The organism is Denitrificimonas caeni, assembly GCF_027498055.1.
In the GTDB taxonomy this organism is placed as follows: Bacteria; Pseudomonadota; Gammaproteobacteria; order Pseudomonadales; family Pseudomonadaceae; genus Denitrificimonas.
The window spans coordinates 2,166,049-2,185,522 of the sequence record NZ_CP114976.1; the positions used below are offsets into that span (position 1 = coordinate 2,166,049).

At 46.0% G+C, this 19,474-nt stretch carries 17 protein-coding genes; 7 read left to right on the top strand and 10 right to left on the bottom strand.

The window, feature by feature from the left end; genetic code table 11:
- The first annotated feature begins 8 nt into the window (after window positions 1-8).
- Complete coding sequence (locus O6P33_RS10150; protein WP_269817667.1) at window positions 9-455, top strand: YhcB family protein; 447 nt, start codon at window positions 9-11, stop codon at window positions 453-455.
- Between the two features lie 140 nt (window positions 456-595).
- Here O6P33_RS10150 and rluC read toward each other — a convergent pair whose 3' ends face one another.
- Window positions 596-1,564, bottom strand: coding sequence for a 23S rRNA pseudouridine(955/2504/2580) synthase RluC (gene rluC, locus O6P33_RS10155; RefSeq protein WP_269817668.1), 969 nt, complete (start codon window positions 1,562-1,564; stop codon window positions 596-598).
- A 209-nt stretch (window positions 1,565-1,773) separates the two neighbouring features.
- On the opposite strand from rluC, the gene nth reads away from it, so the two are divergent.
- Together nth and O6P33_RS10165 are read left to right on the top strand one after the other, a co-directional pair.
- The gene (gene nth, locus O6P33_RS10160; protein ID WP_269817669.1) at window positions 1,774-2,412 is read left to right on the top strand and encodes an endonuclease III; all 639 of its coding nucleotides are present in this window, start codon (window positions 1,774-1,776) and stop codon (window positions 2,410-2,412) included.
- Window positions 2,413-2,517: 105 nt separating this feature from the next.
- Complete coding sequence (locus tag O6P33_RS10165; RefSeq protein WP_420094994.1) at window positions 2,518-2,706, top strand: PA3496 family putative envelope integrity protein; 189 nt, start codon at window positions 2,518-2,520, stop codon at window positions 2,704-2,706.
- Window positions 2,707-2,950: 244 nt separating this feature from the next.
- On the opposite strand, the gene O6P33_RS10170 is transcribed toward O6P33_RS10165, so the two are convergent.
- The 3 genes from O6P33_RS10170 to pilB form a co-directional block, all read right to left on the bottom strand.
- Window positions 2,951-3,820 carry a prepilin peptidase gene (locus tag O6P33_RS10170; RefSeq protein WP_269817671.1) on the bottom strand — a complete coding sequence of 290 codons (870 nt, stop codon included), beginning with the start codon at window positions 3,818-3,820 and terminating at the stop codon, window positions 2,951-2,953.
- 228 nt (window positions 3,821-4,048) lie between these two features.
- On the bottom strand, window positions 4,049-5,266 hold the full coding sequence (locus O6P33_RS10175) for a type II secretion system F family protein (RefSeq protein WP_269817672.1): 1,218 nt from the start codon (window positions 5,264-5,266) through the stop codon (window positions 4,049-4,051).
- Between the two features lie 3 nt (window positions 5,267-5,269).
- The gene (pilB, locus tag O6P33_RS10180; RefSeq protein ID WP_269817673.1) at window positions 5,270-6,964 is read right to left on the bottom strand and encodes a type IV-A pilus assembly ATPase PilB; all 1,695 of its coding nucleotides are present in this window, start codon (window positions 6,962-6,964) and stop codon (window positions 5,270-5,272) included.
- A gap of 484 nt (window positions 6,965-7,448) precedes the next feature.
- Here pilB and O6P33_RS10185 point away from each other — a divergent pair, with 484 nt between their 5' ends.
- From O6P33_RS10185 to O6P33_RS10195, 3 genes are all read left to right on the top strand, one after another.
- Window positions 7,449-7,856 (top strand): pilin, encoded by a 408-nt coding sequence (locus tag O6P33_RS10185; RefSeq protein ID WP_269819514.1) that lies wholly within the window; start codon window positions 7,449-7,451, stop codon window positions 7,854-7,856.
- A 199-nt stretch (window positions 7,857-8,055) separates the two neighbouring features.
- Window positions 8,056-8,376: an excalibur calcium-binding domain-containing protein gene (locus O6P33_RS10190; RefSeq protein WP_269817674.1), complete on the top strand. Its 321-nt coding sequence runs from the start codon at window positions 8,056-8,058 to the stop codon at window positions 8,374-8,376.
- A gap of 469 nt (window positions 8,377-8,845) precedes the next feature.
- Window positions 8,846-9,847 carry a hypothetical protein gene (locus O6P33_RS10195; RefSeq protein ID WP_269817675.1) on the top strand — a complete coding sequence of 334 codons (1,002 nt, stop codon included), beginning with the start codon at window positions 8,846-8,848 and terminating at the stop codon, window positions 9,845-9,847.
- A 205-nt stretch (window positions 9,848-10,052) separates the two neighbouring features.
- On the opposite strand, the gene O6P33_RS10200 is transcribed toward O6P33_RS10195, so the two are convergent.
- Complete coding sequence (locus O6P33_RS10200; RefSeq protein ID WP_269817676.1) at window positions 10,053-10,421, bottom strand: translation initiation factor Sui1; 369 nt, start codon at window positions 10,419-10,421, stop codon at window positions 10,053-10,055.
- 79 nt (window positions 10,422-10,500) lie between these two features.
- The gene (locus tag O6P33_RS10205) at window positions 10,501-10,956 is read right to left on the bottom strand and encodes a methyltransferase family protein (RefSeq protein WP_269817677.1); all 456 of its coding nucleotides are present in this window, start codon (window positions 10,954-10,956) and stop codon (window positions 10,501-10,503) included.
- A gap of 296 nt (window positions 10,957-11,252) precedes the next feature.
- Here O6P33_RS10205 and O6P33_RS10210 point away from each other — a divergent pair, with 296 nt between their 5' ends.
- Window positions 11,253-12,725, top strand: a complete 1,473-nt coding sequence (locus O6P33_RS10210; RefSeq protein WP_269817678.1) for an MBL fold metallo-hydrolase RNA specificity domain-containing protein — start codon at window positions 11,253-11,255, stop codon at window positions 12,723-12,725.
- Between the two features lie 106 nt (window positions 12,726-12,831).
- Here O6P33_RS10210 and O6P33_RS10215 read toward each other — a convergent pair whose 3' ends face one another.
- From O6P33_RS10215 to O6P33_RS10230, 4 genes are all read right to left on the bottom strand, one after another.
- On the bottom strand, window positions 12,832-13,245 hold the full coding sequence (locus tag O6P33_RS10215) for a type IV pilin protein (RefSeq protein WP_269817679.1): 414 nt from the start codon (window positions 13,243-13,245) through the stop codon (window positions 12,832-12,834).
- A gap of 71 nt (window positions 13,246-13,316) precedes the next feature.
- Window positions 13,317-18,149 carry a pilus assembly protein gene (locus O6P33_RS10220; protein WP_269817680.1) on the bottom strand — a complete coding sequence of 1,611 codons (4,833 nt, stop codon included), beginning with the start codon at window positions 18,147-18,149 and terminating at the stop codon, window positions 13,317-13,319.
- Window positions 18,150-18,166: 17 nt separating this feature from the next.
- The gene (locus tag O6P33_RS10225) at window positions 18,167-18,712 is read right to left on the bottom strand and encodes a pilus assembly PilX family protein (RefSeq protein WP_269817681.1); all 546 of its coding nucleotides are present in this window, start codon (window positions 18,710-18,712) and stop codon (window positions 18,167-18,169) included.
- Window positions 18,706-19,473: a PilW family protein gene (locus tag O6P33_RS10230; RefSeq protein ID WP_269817682.1), complete on the bottom strand. Its 768-nt coding sequence runs from the start codon at window positions 19,471-19,473 to the stop codon at window positions 18,706-18,708. Before O6P33_RS10230 ends, O6P33_RS10225 begins: the two co-directional genes overlap by 7 nt.
- Between the last annotated feature and the right edge of the window lies 1 nt (window position 19,474).

Consider the following 19,474-nt stretch of genomic DNA (forward strand, 5'->3'; position numbering starts at 1 on the left):
GAAGTCTTGTGGAACAGTCACTCCCAGTTTGGTTAATCCCAGTACTCATGTTAGTGGGTGGAATTATTATCGGTGTTATTTTAGCACGCGTATTGCAACGTGCGGCACCCGGAAAAACTCAGCACCAGTTGGATGAGCTACAAGAACGCTTTGACAGCTACCAAAGTGAAGTTGTTACGCACTTCAACACCACTGCCGCATTAGTCACCAAGCTCACGCAGAACTATCAAGATGTGCAAGAGCACTTATCTGCAGGCGCTGAGCGTTTAGCTTTAGATGAAGTGACGCGGGAGCGCTTATTGGCTGGTTTAGTCGCTGAGCCAAAAAAACGTGAACGCATCCGTGCCCCGCAAGACAGCCAGTTTGATGCACCAGCCGAGCCACCGCGCGACTACGCTCAAAAAACCGATGGCGACCCAAGCATGTTAGCCGAAGGTTACGGCCTCAAGCGTTAATTGCTTGCCATAGATTAAGGAGCCCAAGCGGCTCCTTTTTTGTATCTGCAGTTGCTAGTCTTGCAGCCCTGTTTAGCGCACTGATCATAAAAGCTGCCCTACCGCAATAATCTAGAGCAAAGCAGTAAAGGCAATGACTGTTACTCAGTAGCTTCAGCCACTAACTGCTCGATAACGCCCTGCCACTGTTCATCCGGCTCCGCATGTACAGCCAACACCTCGCCATCTGGCAAAGTAACTTTTAAATCACTGGCATGCAAAAACAAACGCTTACCGCCCAGCTCACGGATTTCCTTACTAAAACTTTCATCACCGTACTTAGTATCTCCGGCAATGGCATGCCCTGCGTACAAGGCATGCACACGAATCTGGTGAGTACGTCCAGTAATGGGGCTGGCTTCAACCATGGTGGCGTAATCACCAAAGCGGCGCAGCACCTTAAATAACGTCAGCGCCTCCTTGCCTTCTGGATTAACTTCCACCATACGCTCGCCGGAGCGCACATTACTGCGCGCTAAAGGCGCATCCACTTGTTTACGGGTTGCCGGCCAACGGCCACGCACTAAAGCCATATAGCGCTTATCCACACTGTCGCCGCGCAAAGCTTCATGCAAATGGCGCAACATGCTGCGTTTTTTAGCCAGCATAAGCAGCCCAGAAGTATCACGGTCCAAACGGTGGACCAATTCAATTTCTTTGCACTGCGGACGCATTTGCCTAAAAGCCTCAATGACTCCATAGTGCAAACCACTGCCACCATGCACGGCAATGCCCGCCGGTTTATTGAGCACGATCAGCGCTTTGTCTTCATAGACAATGCCGGCTTCAAGGCGCTCCAACAACCCCTTCGCTAATGGCACAGGCTCATCGGCTTGCGTCATGCGCATTGGCGGCACTCGCACCATATCGCCTTCTTTAATCCGATAATCAGGCTTAATCCGCCCTTTATTAACCCGCACCTCGCCTTTGCGCAAAATACGGTAAATCATCGTCTTGGGCACACCTTTGAGCCGCGCTAATAAAAAATTATCAATGCGCTGCCCTTCTAACCCCGCCGACACTTCCAGCATTTGCACACCGCTGTGGGCTTGGGAATCTTTTTTCGTCATAAACTTAAACGCCTGAAAATAACTCATCCATCAATGGCGCAATGGTATCAACAAACACAGGCGCTTGACGATAAATCAATAGCAGCAACCCGACTTGCGACAGCAGCAAGCGGCCTGCACGGCTCAGCTAAGGCAAGAAAAACAAGCACAGAGCAAAACCTGTATTATTGGTGCCAAGCAACTAACCTTTATTTAATTGGGTCTGCACCATGAATGCCGCTAAACGTTATGAAATTTTTCGTCGTTTCCAAGAAGACAACCCCAAACCCGAAACTGAACTCAACTACAGCTCGCCCTTTGAGCTGTTAATCGCAGTGATTTTATCCGCGCAAGCCACTGACGTGGGCGTCAATAAAGCCACTGATAAACTCTTTCCCGTGGCCAACACGCCAGAAGCCATGTACGCACTGGGCTATGACGGTCTTTGTGAGTACACCAAAACCATCGGCCTCTACCCCACCAAAACAAAAAACGTTTTGGAAACGTGCCGCCTGTTAATTGAGCGGCATAACAGCCAAGTCCCCGACACCCGCGCTGAATTAGAAGCGCTGCCAGGCGTTGGCCGCAAAACAGCCAACGTGGTTCTCAATACAGCCTTTGGTCAAGTGGCCATGGCGGTGGATACGCATATTTTCCGCGTGAGCAACCGCACAAAAATCGCCCCAGGAAAAAACGTATTAGAAGTTGAAAAGAAACTCCTGCGCTTTGTTCCGAAAGAGTTTTTACTGGATGCCCACCACTGGCTTATCCTGCATGGACGCTACGTTTGCCAAGCCCGCAAGCCCCGTTGTGGCAGCTGCCGGATTGAGGATTTATGCGAGTTTAAAGAGAAAACTTCTGACGATTAATATTTTATATTAAAAATAAATCACTGATAAAAAAACAAAGCTTTACTCGCAGCCTTTTTATGCTTATAAGGTGCGCCATCGGAAACTCCCGTATGCGAGGCTCACATTATGAGTAAAGAAGACCTAGAACTAGATGATGATGATTTCATCGCCGATGACGTTGAAGAGATTGAGGAAGAGTCGCCTGCACAGGCAGCAAAAACCAATCTAAGCAAGCGTCGTATCATTGACAACCTGCTGGAAGAACGCCGCTTGCAAAAGCAAATGGCAGAGTATGATTACGATATAGATTAACGCGTATACGGCGGGTATCCACGCCCGCCTTATCACATACACATCAACACCCACACATACACAGCTAGTACAGCCAGCACAGTTACTACAGCTTTTTTAAGCAGCACTTCTCAAGCCAATGACGCCGAACTGAACCTCTGGACCGAGCGCGTACTCTTTGCTGAAACCATTGAAGCTGTGTTTGCAAAGTAGCAGCCAGCCATTGCCAGCCTAGCCAAGCAATTCACTCTTCAAACTATGCGCATCAAAATCCGGCAAACTGCAAATAACTGCTGGTAATTGCATCGCCCCAAATCAGCGCAATCCAACCAGCTACAGCTAAATAAGGGCCAAAAGGAATGGGGTTGCTGTAGCTGTTGCGCTGCAAACGCAAAATAATCACCCCCAGCACCGCCCCTACCACAGACGACAATAAGATTGTCAAAGGCAACACTTGCCAGCCACCCCAGGCACCCAGCAACGCCAGCAACTTAAAGTCGCCATAACCCATGCCTTCTTTACCGGTCACCAGCTTAAACAGCCAAAAAATCGACCACAAACTCATATAGCCAATCACCGCGCCCCACAGAGCATCCGGCAAACTGGCAAACAAACCAAAGCTATTTAAAATCAACCCCAACCACAGCAGCGGCAACACCAAAGCGTCGGGCAATATCTGCTGATCAGCGTCAATCAAACTCATGGCCAGCAAGCCCCAAGTCAGCACCAGCATCGCCAAAGTTTCCCAACTCACGCCAAACTGCCAAGCAATCATACCGGACAACACACCACAGGCAAGCTCCACCAGCGGATAACGCACGCTAATGGCTTGCTTACAACCTGAGCACTTACCGCGCAAAAACAACCAACTCAGCAGCGGAATATTTTCCCAAGGTTTTATCTCATGACCACAATTGGGGCAACTGGAGTTGGGCAGCACCAAATTAAATGTCTCTTCAACATCTTTCGTGGGCATTTCCAGCACTTCACGCGCCTGAGCACGCCAGTCCCGCATGAGCATCTTGGGTAAGCGATACACCACCACATTCAAAAAACTACCAACCAACAAACCTAGCACCACCACACAGGCAACAAACACCGCCGCATTTGCGCCCCAAAACTCAAGAATACTCATACATATACCGATTAAAATTAAACCAAAACACCTAAAGCACTACTTATGCCGGCCACAGCCTACTGGTGAAGTATTCAGCACCCGCACAGGCTTAGACCCCACATTAAAGCTGAAACATAGGCACTTCGACCGGGAGCGCGGGCCGCTGGCCCGCATTTGTACAATCACAACTTAAACCGCAAACGCCGCTACACAACTTCTTGGATTCACGCAAGCCCCGACCTACAGTTAAACCACCGCACCCAACTGGAAGATTGGCAAGTACATGGCAATAATCAAGCCACCCACCAACACACCCAGCACAGACATAATAATCGGCTCCATCAACGCAGTTAAACCATCCACCGCGTTATCCACTTCAGCCTCATAGTGCAGCGCAACTTTATCCAACATCTCATCCAGCGCACCGGACTCCTCACCAATAGCCGTCATCTGCAACGCCATGGATGGAAACACCCCAGTACTGCGCATCGAGAAGTTCAACTGCATACCACTAGATACATCAGCTTTGATCTTATTCACCGCATTTTTAAACACCACGTTGCCCGTCGCTCCAGCTACCGAGTCCAGTGCTTCCACTAAAGGTACACCAGCGGAAAAGGTTGTCGCCAAAGTACGGCCGAAACGCGCCACAGAAGATTTATAAATAATATCGCCAATCACCGGCGCCTTTAATAAGGCCCGATCCATAGTGTCGCGAAATTTCTCTGAAGACTTATGCAAATGCCTAAATACGAACACAAAAGCAACAAAGGCCACCACAATCACCCAGCCCTTACTCTGAATAAACTCAGAAATACCAATTACAAATAACGTAAAGGCAGGCAACTCGGCACCAAAGCTAGAGAACACATCTTGGAACTGCGGTACCACTTTAATCAGCAAGATAGCTGTCACAATCACCGCCACTGCCACAACAGCAATGGGGTAGTTCATGGCCTTTTTGATTTTAGCTTTCAGCGCTTCGGTCTTTTCTTTATAGGTGGCCACACGATCCAGCAAAGTCTCTAGCGCACCCGCCTGCTCACCAGATTCAACCAAGTTGCAGTACAGATCATCAAAATACTGCGGGTGCTTCCGTAAAGACACCGCAAAACTATTACCGCCAGCTACATCCTGTTTTATATTTTCCACCAGCTTGCGCATATTAGGGTTATCCAACCCTTCAGCAATAATGTCGAAGGATTGCAACAAGGGCACACCGGCTTTCATCATCGTTGACATTTGCCGAGTAAAAATGGCGATATCCATTGGCTTGATTTTTTTGCCAGCACTGAACAGCTCAATGCCTTTTTTGCGTACTTTCGTTGGGTTCACGCCCTGTTTACGCAGCTGCGCTTTCACTAAAGCGACATTCTGCCCTGCCATTTGCCCGGACATGGGCGCGCCTTGGCGGTTCTTGCCTTCCCACTTGTACATACTTGTTTTTGGTGTTTTTGCCGCCATGGTTTAATCCTTAGTAACACGGTTAACTTCTGCGAGACTGGTCACGCCTTGAATAACTTTCAGCAATCCCGAAGCGCGTAAGCTGTTAAAGCCATCTTTACGCATCTGTGCATCAATATCGATGGAGTTGCCGTCCTCCATGATAATCCTTTGTAGGGCAGGCGTGCTTTTAACTACTTCATAGATTCCGACACGACCTTTGTAGCCGCCATTGCAATTATCACAACCTTTTGGCCCGTACACTTTAAAAGTGCCCACCTGTTCTGGGCTAAAGCCTTCGTTTAATAGCACATCATTCGGCACTGTCACTTCTTGTTTACAAGCGCAGAGTTTACGCGCCAAGCGCTGGGCAATAATCAAGTTCACCGAGGTTGCTAGGTTAAACGCCGCCACCCCCATATTACGCAAGCGGGTCAAAGTTTCTGCGGCACTGTTGGTGTGCAAGGTGGACATCACCATGTGCCCGGTTTGTGCTGCTTTAATGGCAATTTCTGCGGTTTCTAAATCTCGAATTTCCCCGACCATGATCACGTCCGGGTCTTGGCGCAAGAAGGCCCGCAGCGCCGTAGTAAAGTCCATGCCCTGCTTAGGGTTCACGTTAACCTGGTTAATCCCTTCCAAGTTAATTTCCACCGGATCTTCCGCGGTAGAAATATTCACATCAATGGTATTTAGGATATTCAAACCGGTATACAACGAAACAGTTTTACCAGAGCCGGTCGGCCCCGTGACCAGAATCATTCCTTGCGGCTGTTTTAGCGCATCCAGATACAACTGCTTTTGATCTTCTTCATATCCCAACGCATCAATACCCATTTTCGCACTGCTGGAGTCGAGGATACGCATCACGATCTTCTCACCCCACAAAGTTGGCAAGGTATTCACTCGAAAGTCGATGGACTTATTGGCAGAGACTTTTAACTTGATCCGACCATCTTGCGGCTTACGGCGCTCAGAAATATCCATACTGGCCATAACTTTTAAACGCGCAGAAATACGGTCGCGTAACTGGATAGGCGGTTTAGCTACTTCATGCAAGACACCATCGGTACGAAAACGCACACGATACATTTTCTCATAAGGCTCAAAGTGCAAATCCGACGAGCCGCCTTTAATTGCGTCCAGCAGCATTTTATGCACAAAACGCACCACAGGTGTTTCATCAGCATCATCAGTGGTAGCGGCGGCCTTACCATCCTCATCCGCTACTTCTAAGCCATCCAGCTCAACATCATCCATACCCTCTAAGCCGCCAGTAGCCGACTCATAGAGCTTATCAATGGCCTGCCCTAGCTTGTCGTCTTCCACTAGCAGCGGCTCAACCGTCATCCCGGTACTGAACTGCACATCCGTAATGGCTTGGTGATTACCTGGGTCAGATATAGCCACATAAAGTTTATTAGCGCGCTTATAAAGCGGCAGCACTCGATGCTGCAGCGCGAGTTTTTCACTGACTAAATCTTTCGGGAAGACTTCGGCATTGACCGCAGATAGATCAAAATACGCCACACCAAACTGATCAGAAGCCAACTCCATCAACACGCGACTTTTAACCAGTTTATTTTGTACCAACCAAGTGACTAAGGGTGTTTGATTGCGCTTTGCCTGCTGTACCGCGTCTTGTGCTTTCTTCTCATCTAACAAACCAGCCTCAACCACCTGCCGGGCGAGGCCAACTAAATTCACACTGTCATTCATGCATTTGTCCTGTGCGCATTGCGTATGGGCATAATGCCGCTACTTATAGCCTAGAACGGCACCCTATGCCAAACTCCGCGGGAACTTTTGCACAGATGTTTGATCTAGGCCCGCATTCGCAGCCCTACAAGGCAAAATCGCAATTAAACCTAACACGGCACACACTGACAAAAAACGTCACCTAATAACAAGACCTGACAGTTTGTGAGGCTTTATCAGTTTCTCATTTTTCCGTGCAGCCTGAGTCTAGCCGCCCGATTAAACCACGCCGCATTAAACAACCGATAAAACTCAAAAACTTTCAGAAAAGCGCCTGCACATGCAGCTTTCAATGCGTATTTGGCGCGTTATCGCCCCAGCTAAAACACTACAGAATCAGCTATTAAAACAGCCAAACACCACTGCAAATCAAACTTGGCACAGCCGTTGCAATAACCCTTATAGGTCACAAGGCCTTTTCATAAAACACAACGGAGCTTCAAGAATGAAAGCACAAATGCAAAAGGGTTTTACTCTTATTGAATTAATGATCGTAGTTGCGATCATCGGTATTTTGGCGGCGATTGCATTACCGGCGTATCAGGACTACACAGTTCGAGCTAAAGTTTCGGAAGGATTAGTACAAGCCGCTGGAGCCAAAGCAACTGTATCTGAAAACATTTCAGCATCAGCAGCAGATAACTGCTCTGGTGTAAATACGGGTACAATTGGCATGACTACAATTGGCTGTACAAGCTCAACAGGAACTGCAACTATTGATGTGTCTGTTGATGCTGGTTCAGCAACTGTTACTTTTGACTTGGTTGGTACTTTAGACAACACAACTGGTGGTGTTGAGTGGGTGTGTAATAACGCTTCTGATGATAAATATGTACCTGTTCAATGCCGTTAATAAGTTAACAAGTAGGTAACGAACTTCATCTTCTACTGAGGATATTAAATCGAAACACTCTGCATAAGCAGAGCGTTTTTATTTAAATAGCGCGCTAATAAAAAATTAACGTAATTATATCGCATGTTTTAAGACGTCCATAATTCAAGTGCAATATCAGCCTAGAGTTATTTGACCCGAAGCACGAAGGAACGTACCCATGAAAAAAATCATTTTTATCCTACTTATTGCTGGTGGCTGGTATGTTAACAAGAACGGCTGGCCTGAGTTTTTGCAAAGATCGAGCAGCCCTGTCATTTCTAACACTTCAACGCCAGCAAAATCACCCGCTGCACCTTTAACATTTGCCCCACATTCAACTGCAACAGCGCCTTCATCAGCCTTTCGCTGTGATGGTAGGCAACATTGCTCACAAATGCGCTCGTACGAAGAAGCTGTATATTTTTTGCGTAATTGCCCGAACACCAAAATGGACGGTGATGGCGATGGTATTCCATGTGAACGGCAGTTTGGTCGTTAGGCGAACATAAGCACGCACTTTGCTGCTGGGCCACGCTGATTCTTGCAGACAATCTTGGCTGTAAAACGTGCCTCGCAGGAATGGCCTGCTCCTACGAAAACGATTAGCCACTGGTTCATGCTAGGTTAGAGCAGGCTATTTTCGGCAATCTCAAAAACACCTCGCAACGATAGCTGTCTGCGCGCGAAGCCAAGCATGACTCTGGCCGACAACACTATCAAGCACGCTGACACTGTTTTGTTTGTGCGCTTCTATCAATCTGTGCGACTTCCTGAACTTACGCGCGTAACAAGACCATGGACTGCCACGTCGCTACGCTCCTCGCAGAGACGGTACTTCCCTTGGGAGCGCGGGCCGCTGCCCGCACCAGCACCTTCACCCACACTTAGAGTCCCCAGCACGCAACCGCCCACATTTCAAAACCCCGTCTATACTGCATAGCAGCAAACTCAGTAACACGGAGGTTACTATGCGGCGATCTAAACACGGCCAATCTGCACCCGAAGACCACGACAGCCCCTGGAAAGGTGCTCTGGAAGTCTTTTTCCAGCCCTTTATGAACTTTCTTTACCCACAAGTCGCCGAGTTAATCGACTGGCAGCAGCCGGTTGAGTTTCTCGATAAAGAGCTGCAAAAAATCACCCGCAAAGCGAAAAACTCACGGCGGTATGCCGACAAACTGGTCAAGGTGCGTTTCTTAAACGGCAGCGAACAATGGATTTTAATCCACATCGAAGTGCAAGGCGCGCCCGAAACCGACTTTGCCGAGCGCATGTTTATTTACTATTACCGTATTCGTGATCGTTATGAGAAGCCAGTGATCAGCTTGGCGGTTCTTACTGATACTCAGCCTAGTTTTCGACCCAAGCATTACAGCGACACCATTGCTGGCTGCAGCATTCGCTTTGAATTTGCCACGGTGAAACTGCTGGACTGGCAAGATAAAACCGAGGAACTACTGCAGCACGACAACCCATTCGGCCTACTGATCGCCGCGCAACTGACGGCTAAGCTGATTAAAGACGGTAAAAGCCGAGTGGATAACTTAATTGGCTATTATCGACTGGCCGCACAAAAGAAATTACCCCGCGAACACATCACGCAATTAGTGGTCTTTTTAGAGTGGATCGTGGCACTACCTGCAGATCTAACCCCGTACTATAATGAGCAGCTGGAACACCTCGAAGAGGATAACAAAATGACATATATTTCGATTATTGAACGCCAAGGCATTCAAAAAGGCCTCGAGCAGGGAATTGAAAAAGGGCTTGAAAAAGGCGTTGAGCAAGGTATTGGCCAAGGCCGCATCAGTACGCTGCAAAACACTTTGCAAAAGCTACTGCAACTCAAGTTCGGCGAACCTGCCGCTGAATACGAACAGCGCTTACTTCAAGCCGAAGAAGCTGAGTTAACGCTCTGGACCGAGCGCGTACTCTTTGCTGAAACCATTGAAGCCGTATTTGCTGAGTAGCTCTTAGCATTCTTTGCGAGCGCAGCGCAGCAATCCATCTGCCAAGCCTCTCGCTGCTGCAGGCATAGCATGGTTCTGCAACAGTGGACTGCCGCCCGCTACGCTTCCCGCAGAGACGGTAACGCGTTTCACGCCCCATCACCTGCCTTTGCAGCGTCAAACCAATCTTTGCGCCGCGCCGTCACTACCAAACCGCAAAGTAAAACTATCCGCCCGCCTGCTTAGCAGTAAAGCCGCGTTTGCGTAGCTCTGCTAACAACAACTCTACTTGGTCGCCTTGGATTTCTATCACGCCATCTTTAAGTGAGCCACCGCAGCCGCAACGCTTTTTCAGGGCTGCGGTGAGGTCTTTTAGCTCGCTAGCCGTTAAGCATAAGCCTTGAATAGTCGTAACCGTTTTACCGCCGCGGCCTTTGCTTTCACGGCGCACCCGGGCGATGCCGTCGCCACTGTTGAGCGGCTGTTCAGCACAGATACACTCTGCTTCAGGCTGTTCGCACTCAGGGCAGTGGCGGCCGCTATCGGTTGAGTAAACCAAACCACTTAAAGCGGCAAAAGAGGAAGCTTTTTTCACTGTACACTCGTCTCCAAATTAACCAGTATCGATCCATTAATAACGCTGCAGATGCCAACACATGCTAGCTTGGCGCATATCAAAGCCAGCGGCGGACTTTATTCATATAGTTTCGATAGTCATCGCCAAAGTGCTGCATCAGCAAGCGCTCTTCATGACGAATCACCCCAAAACTCACAGCAACCAACACCACCGGCAAAAACAACCAAACCCAAACATCGGCAAACAATAAAGCCGCGCCCATATAAAACAGCGTATCAGCAACATAAATAGGATTGCGCGTTACTCGAAACGGGCCTTCAGTGAGCAGTTGCTGCGGCTTGCCGTAAGGGTTGAGCGTTGTTTTACGCCACAACATCAACCACGCCGTCCACAGCATCAATAGCACGCTGGCATCAATGGCCATCCAGCCAAAAAATAACGTCCACGGGTTCTCAGGCAACGGCCACGGCCAAATGCTGCTCAACACCCAAGCCAGCAAGAAAAAAGCAACATACACCAGTGGCGCAGGAAGAATAAAATACGGCTTACGCATTGCACACACCTTGCAGGTTTAAATATGCACACAGTTTAACCGTTAGCCCAACAAACTGCATATATCAGTTGTACGGCGCTGCAAGAATAGCGCAAAGAGCGAGCGCAGAATGCTATACCCCACTCTCCAAACACGGATCGTTACCGCAACAATATTGATCTTTAGCGAGCACTGCACCACGCCTATACAAAAACAGCCCAGCACTTGACGAGCAGCTCACAGTTTGCGCCTTTGGATTTGCCTTTTATTTGCTGACAGCTTTAATGAACGCCTAATAATAAGATTTAGGTAGGCTCATGCAAAAATTACCCAAGGTTGTGCACCATGGTGCGAAAAACGGCGTAACAGGCTCCTGTCATCAGATTTTCATTGATCAAGAAAATAGCTTTTTAATCGATTGCGGGCTGTTCCAAGGAGCAGAAACCTCTCCCGAAGGCCGCGCTAGCAGTGAGCAGCTCAATATCGAGTTCGATATTTCCACCGTTAGAGCGTTGATTGTCACCCATGTGCACATTGACCATGTGGGGCGTATTCCTTACCTCTTGGCTGCGGGCTTTACGGGGCCGATTATTTGTAGCGAACCATCAGCCAAACTACTGCCGATTGTGCTGGAAGATGCCTTTAAACTGGGCGTTAGCCGCGATCAACACTTGGTTGAGCAGTACATTAAACTGGTTGCCAGTCGTATCATTGCCCTGCCCTACAATAAATGGCTGCCAATGTTGAAAGCGCCGTTGCCGACGGTCAATATTCGCCTGCAGCGAGCTGGACATATTCTGGGCTCGGCCTATGTGGAACTGGAAATACAACAGCCTACGCACAAAGCTAAACAACGGGTGATTTTTTCCGGCGACTTGGGCGCGCCCTATGCGCCAATTTTATCAGCACCCAAGCCTGCTTATCGTGCTGATATGGTTATTTTAGAAAGCACCTATGGCGATCGCCAGCATGCCAATCGTCGCGACCGTCGCCAGCGCCTGCAGACGATGATTGAACATGCCTTGCGTGATCAAGGAACAGTATTGATTCCGGCTTTTAGTATTGGCCGTACGCAAGAGTTGCTCTATGAGCTAGAAGATATTATCTACCGCAATCAATGCCAAAGCTGTGTGAGCAGTAGCGCTGAATTACTCACTGAAACACATGGGTCTGAACATGGTTCGGTGTGGCATGATATCCCGATTATTCTCGACTCGCCGCTGGCCAGTCGCTTTACTCAAGCCTATGCGCAACTGCAGCCGTTTTGGGATAAAGAAGCGCAGCAACGGATTCGCAAGGGCCGCAACCCGCTGGACTTTAAACAGCTATTGACCATTGATACGCACCAAGACCATCGACGCATGGTGCAACACCTGGTTACCAGCGCACGGCCTGCCATTGTTATTGCTGGCGGCGGCATGTGCAGCGGCGGACGCATTGTTAATTATTTACAAGCCATGCTCAGCGACCCACGCCACAATGTGCTGTTTGTCGGCTATCAAGCGCAAGGCACACTGGGCAACCAAATACAAAAATACGGCCCACGGGGCGGCTATGTAGAGATCGACCGCAAGCGCATCAACATCCGCGCAGAAATCACCACCCTCGGCGGCTACTCCGCCCACGCCGACCAAGCCAGTCTCGTGCGCTTTATCACCGGCATGCGCAAATGGCCGCAGCAGGTGCGTTTGATCCATGGCGAAACCGGCGCAAAAGCGGCGTTGCGTGAGAAGATATTGGCGGCGTATAAGGCAAAGCGGCATGTGGGTGAAGTGGTGGTGCCGGAGTGATTTATTTTTAGAGCTGAAATGAAACTGGCGCAGAAAATGCGCCAGTTTAGGTAGTGTTAATTGTGCTTACCGCTTCAGCATAAAATGTTAGAAGTGTGTGCTCTGGCTAGCGCCAGCAGTCATTGTTGTCACTTCTACTACCGCTACTGCCTCTTACACCTAAAGCATTCAAGGTTAGTGTTGCGCATTTTGCATCACTGAACTGATTATTAGCCGTTAGGGTATACCCACCGCCACCGCCACCGCCAGCTAAAACAATCGAATACTTACCAGTTGGCGAGTTCGCCGTCACTCCTAACTTCGCAATATTAGCAACGTCAGTTATATAGGCATTATTCTGCGAAAAATAACGTTCTTGACGCGCCGCGACATCACTTAAAAAAGCCTGCCCTTCAGTGCGATTACCACGCTTCACATACTCGTCATAACTGGGATAAGCAATCGCGGCCAAGATCCCAATAATCGCTACAACGATCATTACTTCGATGAGGGTGAAGCCTGCTTGCGTCTTTTTCTTCATTGTTAATAACACCTTATGATGCAAAGAAAAGGGTTACTGATACAGCAACCCTTAGTCTAATTTGCTAAACGTTACTCGGCTTTTCCTTTAGGAATAACAAACCAGCTCTCACGGTTCTTATTAGATGACCGAGCTTGATAATCCATAACTGTACCATCAGAGCTAATCATTTTATCTCCAGTTAAAATAAACCCACCAGGTGGGGCTTTAAATCCTGTAACAGGAATTAGTGTCCCACCATGTAAATAACCATCTTCCGCGCCAACCATTAAGCTACGATTTAAATCAAGCACGTTAAAGTCAGTTCGTCCACCAGTAGAAGGATTAACAGCATAAGTCCAACCTTCAACACCCGACTCACAAGGATCTGTGCTTGGTCTTCGAGTACTAAAGAATAACACCTCCCCTCTAACAGTCATCTCATCAACCATACGCTCACCGTCTGGCGTAGCATTGCCCTCAACATTTAAGTCAATTGCCCAGCCTTTATGTTGACCAGTACTCCAATTAGGTGATTTTTTAGTTAATAAGCGAATCTCTTGGGTAACTTTCTTATCATCATCGCCAATATCAGCAACAGTTTGTAAAAAGAAGTTCTGCTTCAAAAGTTCTGATTTATTAACAGCCATCAGAGCAGTGGTTGCTTCACCTTTAGTTTTCTGATCCCAGATACCATAAACACTATCAAGAGAAAATGGAGGGATTTTATCTGAATTAGCTAAATAGCGGCCAGTGCCAACCACAATCAAATAGCCAACACCTGAAGGATGTCGTACTAAGTTAGGTGCTGCAGTTATCGGCCGCTCTGCTTTGAACAACGGCTTCGCTCCATAAGATATAGAAGGTGTCGTTTGAGTAAAGTCAAAGCGCCATAAGTTTCCTTGAATATCTCCTGCGTAAATATAATCAGCCAAGCCATCACTGTTATAGTCAGCGACGCGGAAACTAGACAGACCATTATTTGTTACCTGGCCTTTTGCATCCAGTTTACTTACAACAGCACCAGTAGAGATATCTAGCAAGAAAAGACTTGCAACACCAGATTCTGCATTTGGACTATTATATCCACTGCTAATTGCTGCAACCCATTCACCGCTTTTTAATTTGATAATCATTGGGCTACCAAAAGTATAGCCTAAGTCACTTAGGCCACTAGTGGCATTCAGCGATCCAGCAGACTCTTGTGTAAACTCCCATAGCAAACTAATAGCATCTGGATTAGTAACATCAAGCGCAAATACACCACGCCCACCAGCTCCTAGAGCTCCAACTAATATAGTTTTCCACTCATTATCAATGTATACATCCGAAACATGCAAAGAACCATCAACATAGAAGCTATGTGCACCTTGTCCTGTTACACCATAGGTTTTCTGAGTCAACAGATGAAGTTTTTCAATGACTGGCGTAGGAATAAAAGCAAACTTTTCCTCGCCACTGTTCGCATCAAAACCATGCAGCATTCCATCATTAGCACCAACATAAATCATCGGTGTTTTAGCAGCTTGCGCTGTAACAAAATCCGCATAGTTATTTGTACCAAATAATTTATTAGCTATATAAGGGATGTACTGAGCACCCGCAACTAAAGCAGGGCTTGAGTTTACAATATCTCCTAACAGTGAACTGCGGGGTCTAAATAAACTGTTTTCTTTGGTTTTATCACCAACGATATATTCGACTCTAGCAGGACCATTACTATCTGTATCGCCATTTTCATTCACTGAAAAAGTAGCTTGCAAATTTTTACCTGCAAACGTTCTATTTTCTAATTGCGCCCAAGTAAAACTGGTCAAGCCTACGCCTGAAGGCTGAGCCATTTTCACTGTTCTAGTCGACGGGATAGAAGACTCCCACACACTTACAGGCTGGTTAGTCGTTAAGTCTAAAGTTTCTTTAACAAGACTTCCCGTCCACTTTTCAGCATCAAACTCAGTGCGATAAAGGCTTCGCTCTTGAGCTACGGTTGGACCTATAGGTGCTTTGCCAATTGCTGGCCGTGTCACTGCAGCATTTTTTTGCATAATATCGTTAAATGCTTTTGTCAGTTGATCTTTCAGAGTAAGAGCGTTGGTCACGAGAAAGTAGTTATCAGGATCGCCTTCAACTGTCGCTGGATCACGATTAGGCATTCCATACTTAGCCGCATACCACAATGGCCCTGGTAATAACTCTGCACCATCTTGCGCAGTCACTGTAAACTCGCGAACTGTATGCTCAGGCAGATTATTACAACCTGAATTATTTAAGTTCGCACAATAACCGGGGGCTCGGCCTGGAGGTGTATTTAGACGATAAGCTGTATTGCCTTTACTCTTTACGTCTAAATAAATACCGTCAACTGTTGTTCCAGAGACCATATAACCCATGTGCATATGAATACCAGCTGCCTCATACTCTTTATCAAGCTTAACGACTAACTTTCCTTGTTCGTTAATATAAATTGTATATAAAACAATAGCGTCCATGTCATGGTCGTTACCTTGCTCGACGTCTTCATAGTTAATTCTAAATTGCGCGTAAGGACGACCTCCATTCACATTATCATCACGATCTGAACCTTTCGGATCAGTATTGACTAGTGCTTGAACATAAAAATCAACGATGGTTAACGTAGGCTGAAATTCAGCTCTAGCATCCATACCATAACCACCACCCACTGATTTACCAAAAGGTACCAAGGTAACCGTTCCACCCTTACCATTTGGAAATTTAATCTGCGGTAGTGGTGAAGCTAATGCGACTGCATAGGTCATCATTGAGTTATTTGTGGTGCTATTAACTTGCACCCCATCAGTTGCCCCAAAGCGAGCAACACCTGCAGAATAATAGGTACCGTTTTTACTGGGTTCTTCTGGTGACAAGCCGCGCACTGTTGACAGGTTGCTAACTACTTTAGGTGAAGGGGCATAATCCACTTGTCCATTAGACTCTCCAATAAACACACTGCGACTACCACCGCCCTCAGCTTGCCAAATAGCATCGACCTGCGCACCCACATCTAAAGGCTTAGCAAGTTTAGCATCTGAGCCTACTTTTGAGCTCCACTTACTACCAGGCACGTTATAGTCATACGACGGAGTAATATCACTCACAACTGTCATTACAGGTTTAGCGCAAGCTGGGTAGCCACCTTTAGATACATCTCTATAGGGTGACTCCCATTTAGGCTGTTCCAGGCTAAGCGTGCTATCTACTGACTTATTCTGTGTATATGAGTAACTGGGAGTTGCTTTATCTGCGCCTGAAAAATAACGTAAACCTTCATACATCATTTCAGCGACAGGGTTACCCCACATGTGACACTTCTGATTCGAATATGTATCAAGCGGATTAGCGAGTAAACCACACCCAGTATACTGCGTACCACCAAAACCATATAACTTTAGATTATTAATAGTATTAACAACACCTTTATAAGCTGATTTATAAATACCTGTTTGCGGGTCAATCTCTTTAGTAAAACTATCAATATTATTTCTTAACACACCACCATCAATATTATTTTCATAGCTACCAGTCAATAACCCAAAGTACATTTTATCTTCAGCGCCAAAATCATGCAGTAAACCTGTAGGTTTATAAACAGCTTTACCACCTTTATTCGGATATGCTTGACAGTTATCTTCTCGTAAATCAGAGTTCGAGGCAGGGCACACATCTATTTTAATGGCGTAATGATCCATTTTTGACTTAGGTGTATTACCTGCAGGTATCCATTGCATTTCCCAGTAATCTTCACCGTCACGCTTTGCTTTTAGATACCTCAAAGTAATATCATGTTCTCCGGCTGCCAAACTAATATTTTTATCATTCCAGCCTCCATCATAAGACTCAAACCTTTGGGTGCCGATAGTAAAATCGAGAGAACCTCTCATCATACTTCTAAACTTATACGATCCACCTTCTGTTAATTTTAACTTACCTTTAATCTCAACCATATACTTCTCGTTAGAAAAACAAGAAGAGTTAGCACCTGCAAAAATATTGTTATTATTTTTTACAGTAAACCCGTTGTTTCCAATCACGCTGTTAATATGATTAACAGGTGTGCTTCCACATATAGTTTTACTACCACTAAACTGAGAATTCATCTCCGCTCTACTATTTGGCTGACTATTATTACTATGCCCCCAAACAGTCATGGACAACCCCGAAACGACGCTTTCAGGAAGCATAGTTAAGCTATTCGCTGGCCCTTTACCTGTACAAGCCCCAGCCCAGCAACTATCACTAGCAACCGGCGCTTCTTTAGACACCCACTCCCACACTCGATATTTAGTATTTGTAAGCACCTTCAAGCTAGGCACTGCATTACTATCATGCGTATCAGTTGTAACGGCAAATAAATGATAGTGACCTACCGCAGGCTCTGAATAGGGCGCATAGTCTTTAATACTATATGCATCTCTTGCAGGGTTATATTCTTTACCCCAGCTATGACCATCTCGAGGTATATAAGCAGCTTGTAAAACAGTTTCATCAGTTTTATCAACTGATCGGTAACCACCATATAAAACTTTACGTAGCGCATCCATTCGCGAGGTAGCTAAGTAGTTTAAAAAATCACCACTCCATTTACTGCTGCATTTTTTATTATTCGCCTTCTCTTTAGGGATAAATTTACCACCTGAGTGGGTGTAACATAAATTACTATTGAAGTAGCCAAAGTAATCAATCTGCTCAGGCTTATAACCCACATCAATTACAGAGTCACCATCTAAGTCTGAGTTATCACTGTAGGCCTCATAATACAGCTTATGGTCTTTCCCCATAACCAATAAATTGAGTGGAGGTACCGCACTGTTTACAAAAATAGGCGCATCTGAAATATCAAGCGGCGCAGCTTGCAGTGCACCTGTAAGCGCTAAACAAGAAAAAGCTATCAGCAAATTATTTTTCATTTCTATATCTCCAAGCCTCAGCCGCCAAATTCTTTTGAATACACAGTTCGGATGTAAATATTTTCATTTACATTATCCTCCATATTGGACTTAACTGTGACCTCATACATAAAAGTACCGATACCGCGTAAAGTTTGACCGTATTCAGGATTTAGACTTTCGCCTTCCGTCTCTCCTGCAGGAGCTGGTATTGCATACCAACTACTTTTCAACTTTTCAATTTTAGGTCCAGTAAAATCTATTAACTCTGTAGCATAAGGTTTAACTAAATAATCAAAGTCTGGAGCAATGACAGTGTTAAGAAGTGTATTTTCGATACATATCGAATCATTATTATTATTTGTGCACGACTGCATTGGTGCCTGAAGCAGATCAATTCTATTTTCTATATCACTCAAAGTCGTTTCGGCCTGATTAAACAGTTTACTGTCCAATACCATGCTTCCTGTAATTCTACTTTCCAGAACGACGCCACGCATGCTGGACACAGCCAGTATTGTAAGGACCACAAGCATAATCAATGCTACGAATAAACTAGCACCTTTTTGTTTATTATTTACCATGAGGTCAAATTCCTTAGCATTACTGTTTTATTAACTAACTGATAAATTGCTCGACTATCTGGTTTATCATCAACTTCTTTATAAAATGTATCTAGTGCTTTACTATCTTCAAAATCAGCTAAGTTTTTCATATTACTTGAAATTAGCGCTCGATATCGAATTCCTTTAACTTTGTTAGCATTTGTTAGGTCATCAAAAGTTACATATTTTAGACCAGCTCTTGAATTCGTATTATTAACAGGTATAGCGTACAAAAAACTAAATTCTGTAACATTTGAAACAACCTCATCACCATTGCACTTCAAGACACCCGAATCTTTATCGAACTCTATAGTAACCACTCGCGGCAAAAGATTAACTCCCTTATATATTGAATTTATATCCGAGAAATCACTTTCGGACACAGAGCTACCATCACAGGCATAATCTTCTGTGCTATGCGGCTGGTAACGAAATCTCAGCTTATTTTCTGCATCAACTTTAATTACTTCTCCCTTTGCGAAACCATCCGAAGCTTTAAAAATGCTCTCATACTTCAAATCCGGTCTACGTCTATATCCTATTTTCTGCAACTCATTATCCAGTGTGTAAATTATAAAACGTGAAGTATCGTTATTTTCAGCTTGCCCCTGTTGAAAATAATAGCTTTTCTTATTATCTATATATATTTGGGTAACTCCTAGAATCAAAAAGCTACTTATAGCTAAAGCTACTAGTAGCTCAATCATTGAGAGCCCAAACTGATTAAATCTATTAATCATG

Excerpts from the sequence above, each read along its gene's own strand:
- rluC (WP_269817668.1), bottom strand. The coding sequence starts at position 1,564 with ATGACGAAAAAAGATTCCCAAGCCCACAGCGGTGTGCAAATGCTGGAA.
- nth (WP_269817669.1), top strand. The coding sequence starts at position 1,774 with ATGAATGCCGCTAAACGTTATGAAATTTTTCGTCGTTTCCAAGAAGAC.
- O6P33_RS10170 (WP_269817671.1), bottom strand. The coding sequence starts at position 3,820 with ATGAGTATTCTTGAGTTTTGGGGCGCAAATGCGGCGGTGTTTGTTGCC.
- O6P33_RS10175 (WP_269817672.1), bottom strand. The coding sequence starts at position 5,266 with ATGGCGGCAAAAACACCAAAAACAAGTATGTACAAGTGGGAAGGCAAG.
- pilB (WP_269817673.1), bottom strand. The coding sequence starts at position 6,964 with ATGAATGACAGTGTGAATTTAGTTGGCCTCGCCCGGCAGGTGGTTGAG.
- O6P33_RS10185 (WP_269819514.1), top strand. The coding sequence starts at position 7,449 with ATGAAAGCACAAATGCAAAAGGGTTTTACTCTTATTGAATTAATGATC.
- O6P33_RS10190 (WP_269817674.1), top strand. The coding sequence starts at position 8,056 with ATGAAAAAAATCATTTTTATCCTACTTATTGCTGGTGGCTGGTATGTT.
- O6P33_RS10195 (WP_269817675.1), top strand. The coding sequence starts at position 8,846 with ATGCGGCGATCTAAACACGGCCAATCTGCACCCGAAGACCACGACAGC.
- O6P33_RS10205 (WP_269817677.1), bottom strand. The coding sequence starts at position 10,956 with ATGCGTAAGCCGTATTTTATTCTTCCTGCGCCACTGGTGTATGTTGCT.
- O6P33_RS10210 (WP_269817678.1), top strand. The coding sequence starts at position 11,253 with ATGCAAAAATTACCCAAGGTTGTGCACCATGGTGCGAAAAACGGCGTA.
- O6P33_RS10215 (WP_269817679.1), bottom strand. The coding sequence starts at position 13,245 with ATGAAGAAAAAGACGCAAGCAGGCTTCACCCTCATCGAAGTAATGATC.
- O6P33_RS10220 (WP_269817680.1), bottom strand. The coding sequence starts at position 18,149 with ATGAAAAATAATTTGCTGATAGCTTTTTCTTGTTTAGCGCTTACAGGT.
- O6P33_RS10225 (WP_269817681.1), bottom strand. The coding sequence starts at position 18,712 with ATGGTAAATAATAAACAAAAAGGTGCTAGTTTATTCGTAGCATTGATT.
- O6P33_RS10230 (WP_269817682.1), bottom strand. The coding sequence starts at position 19,473 with ATGATTAATAGATTTAATCAGTTTGGGCTCTCAATGATTGAGCTACTA.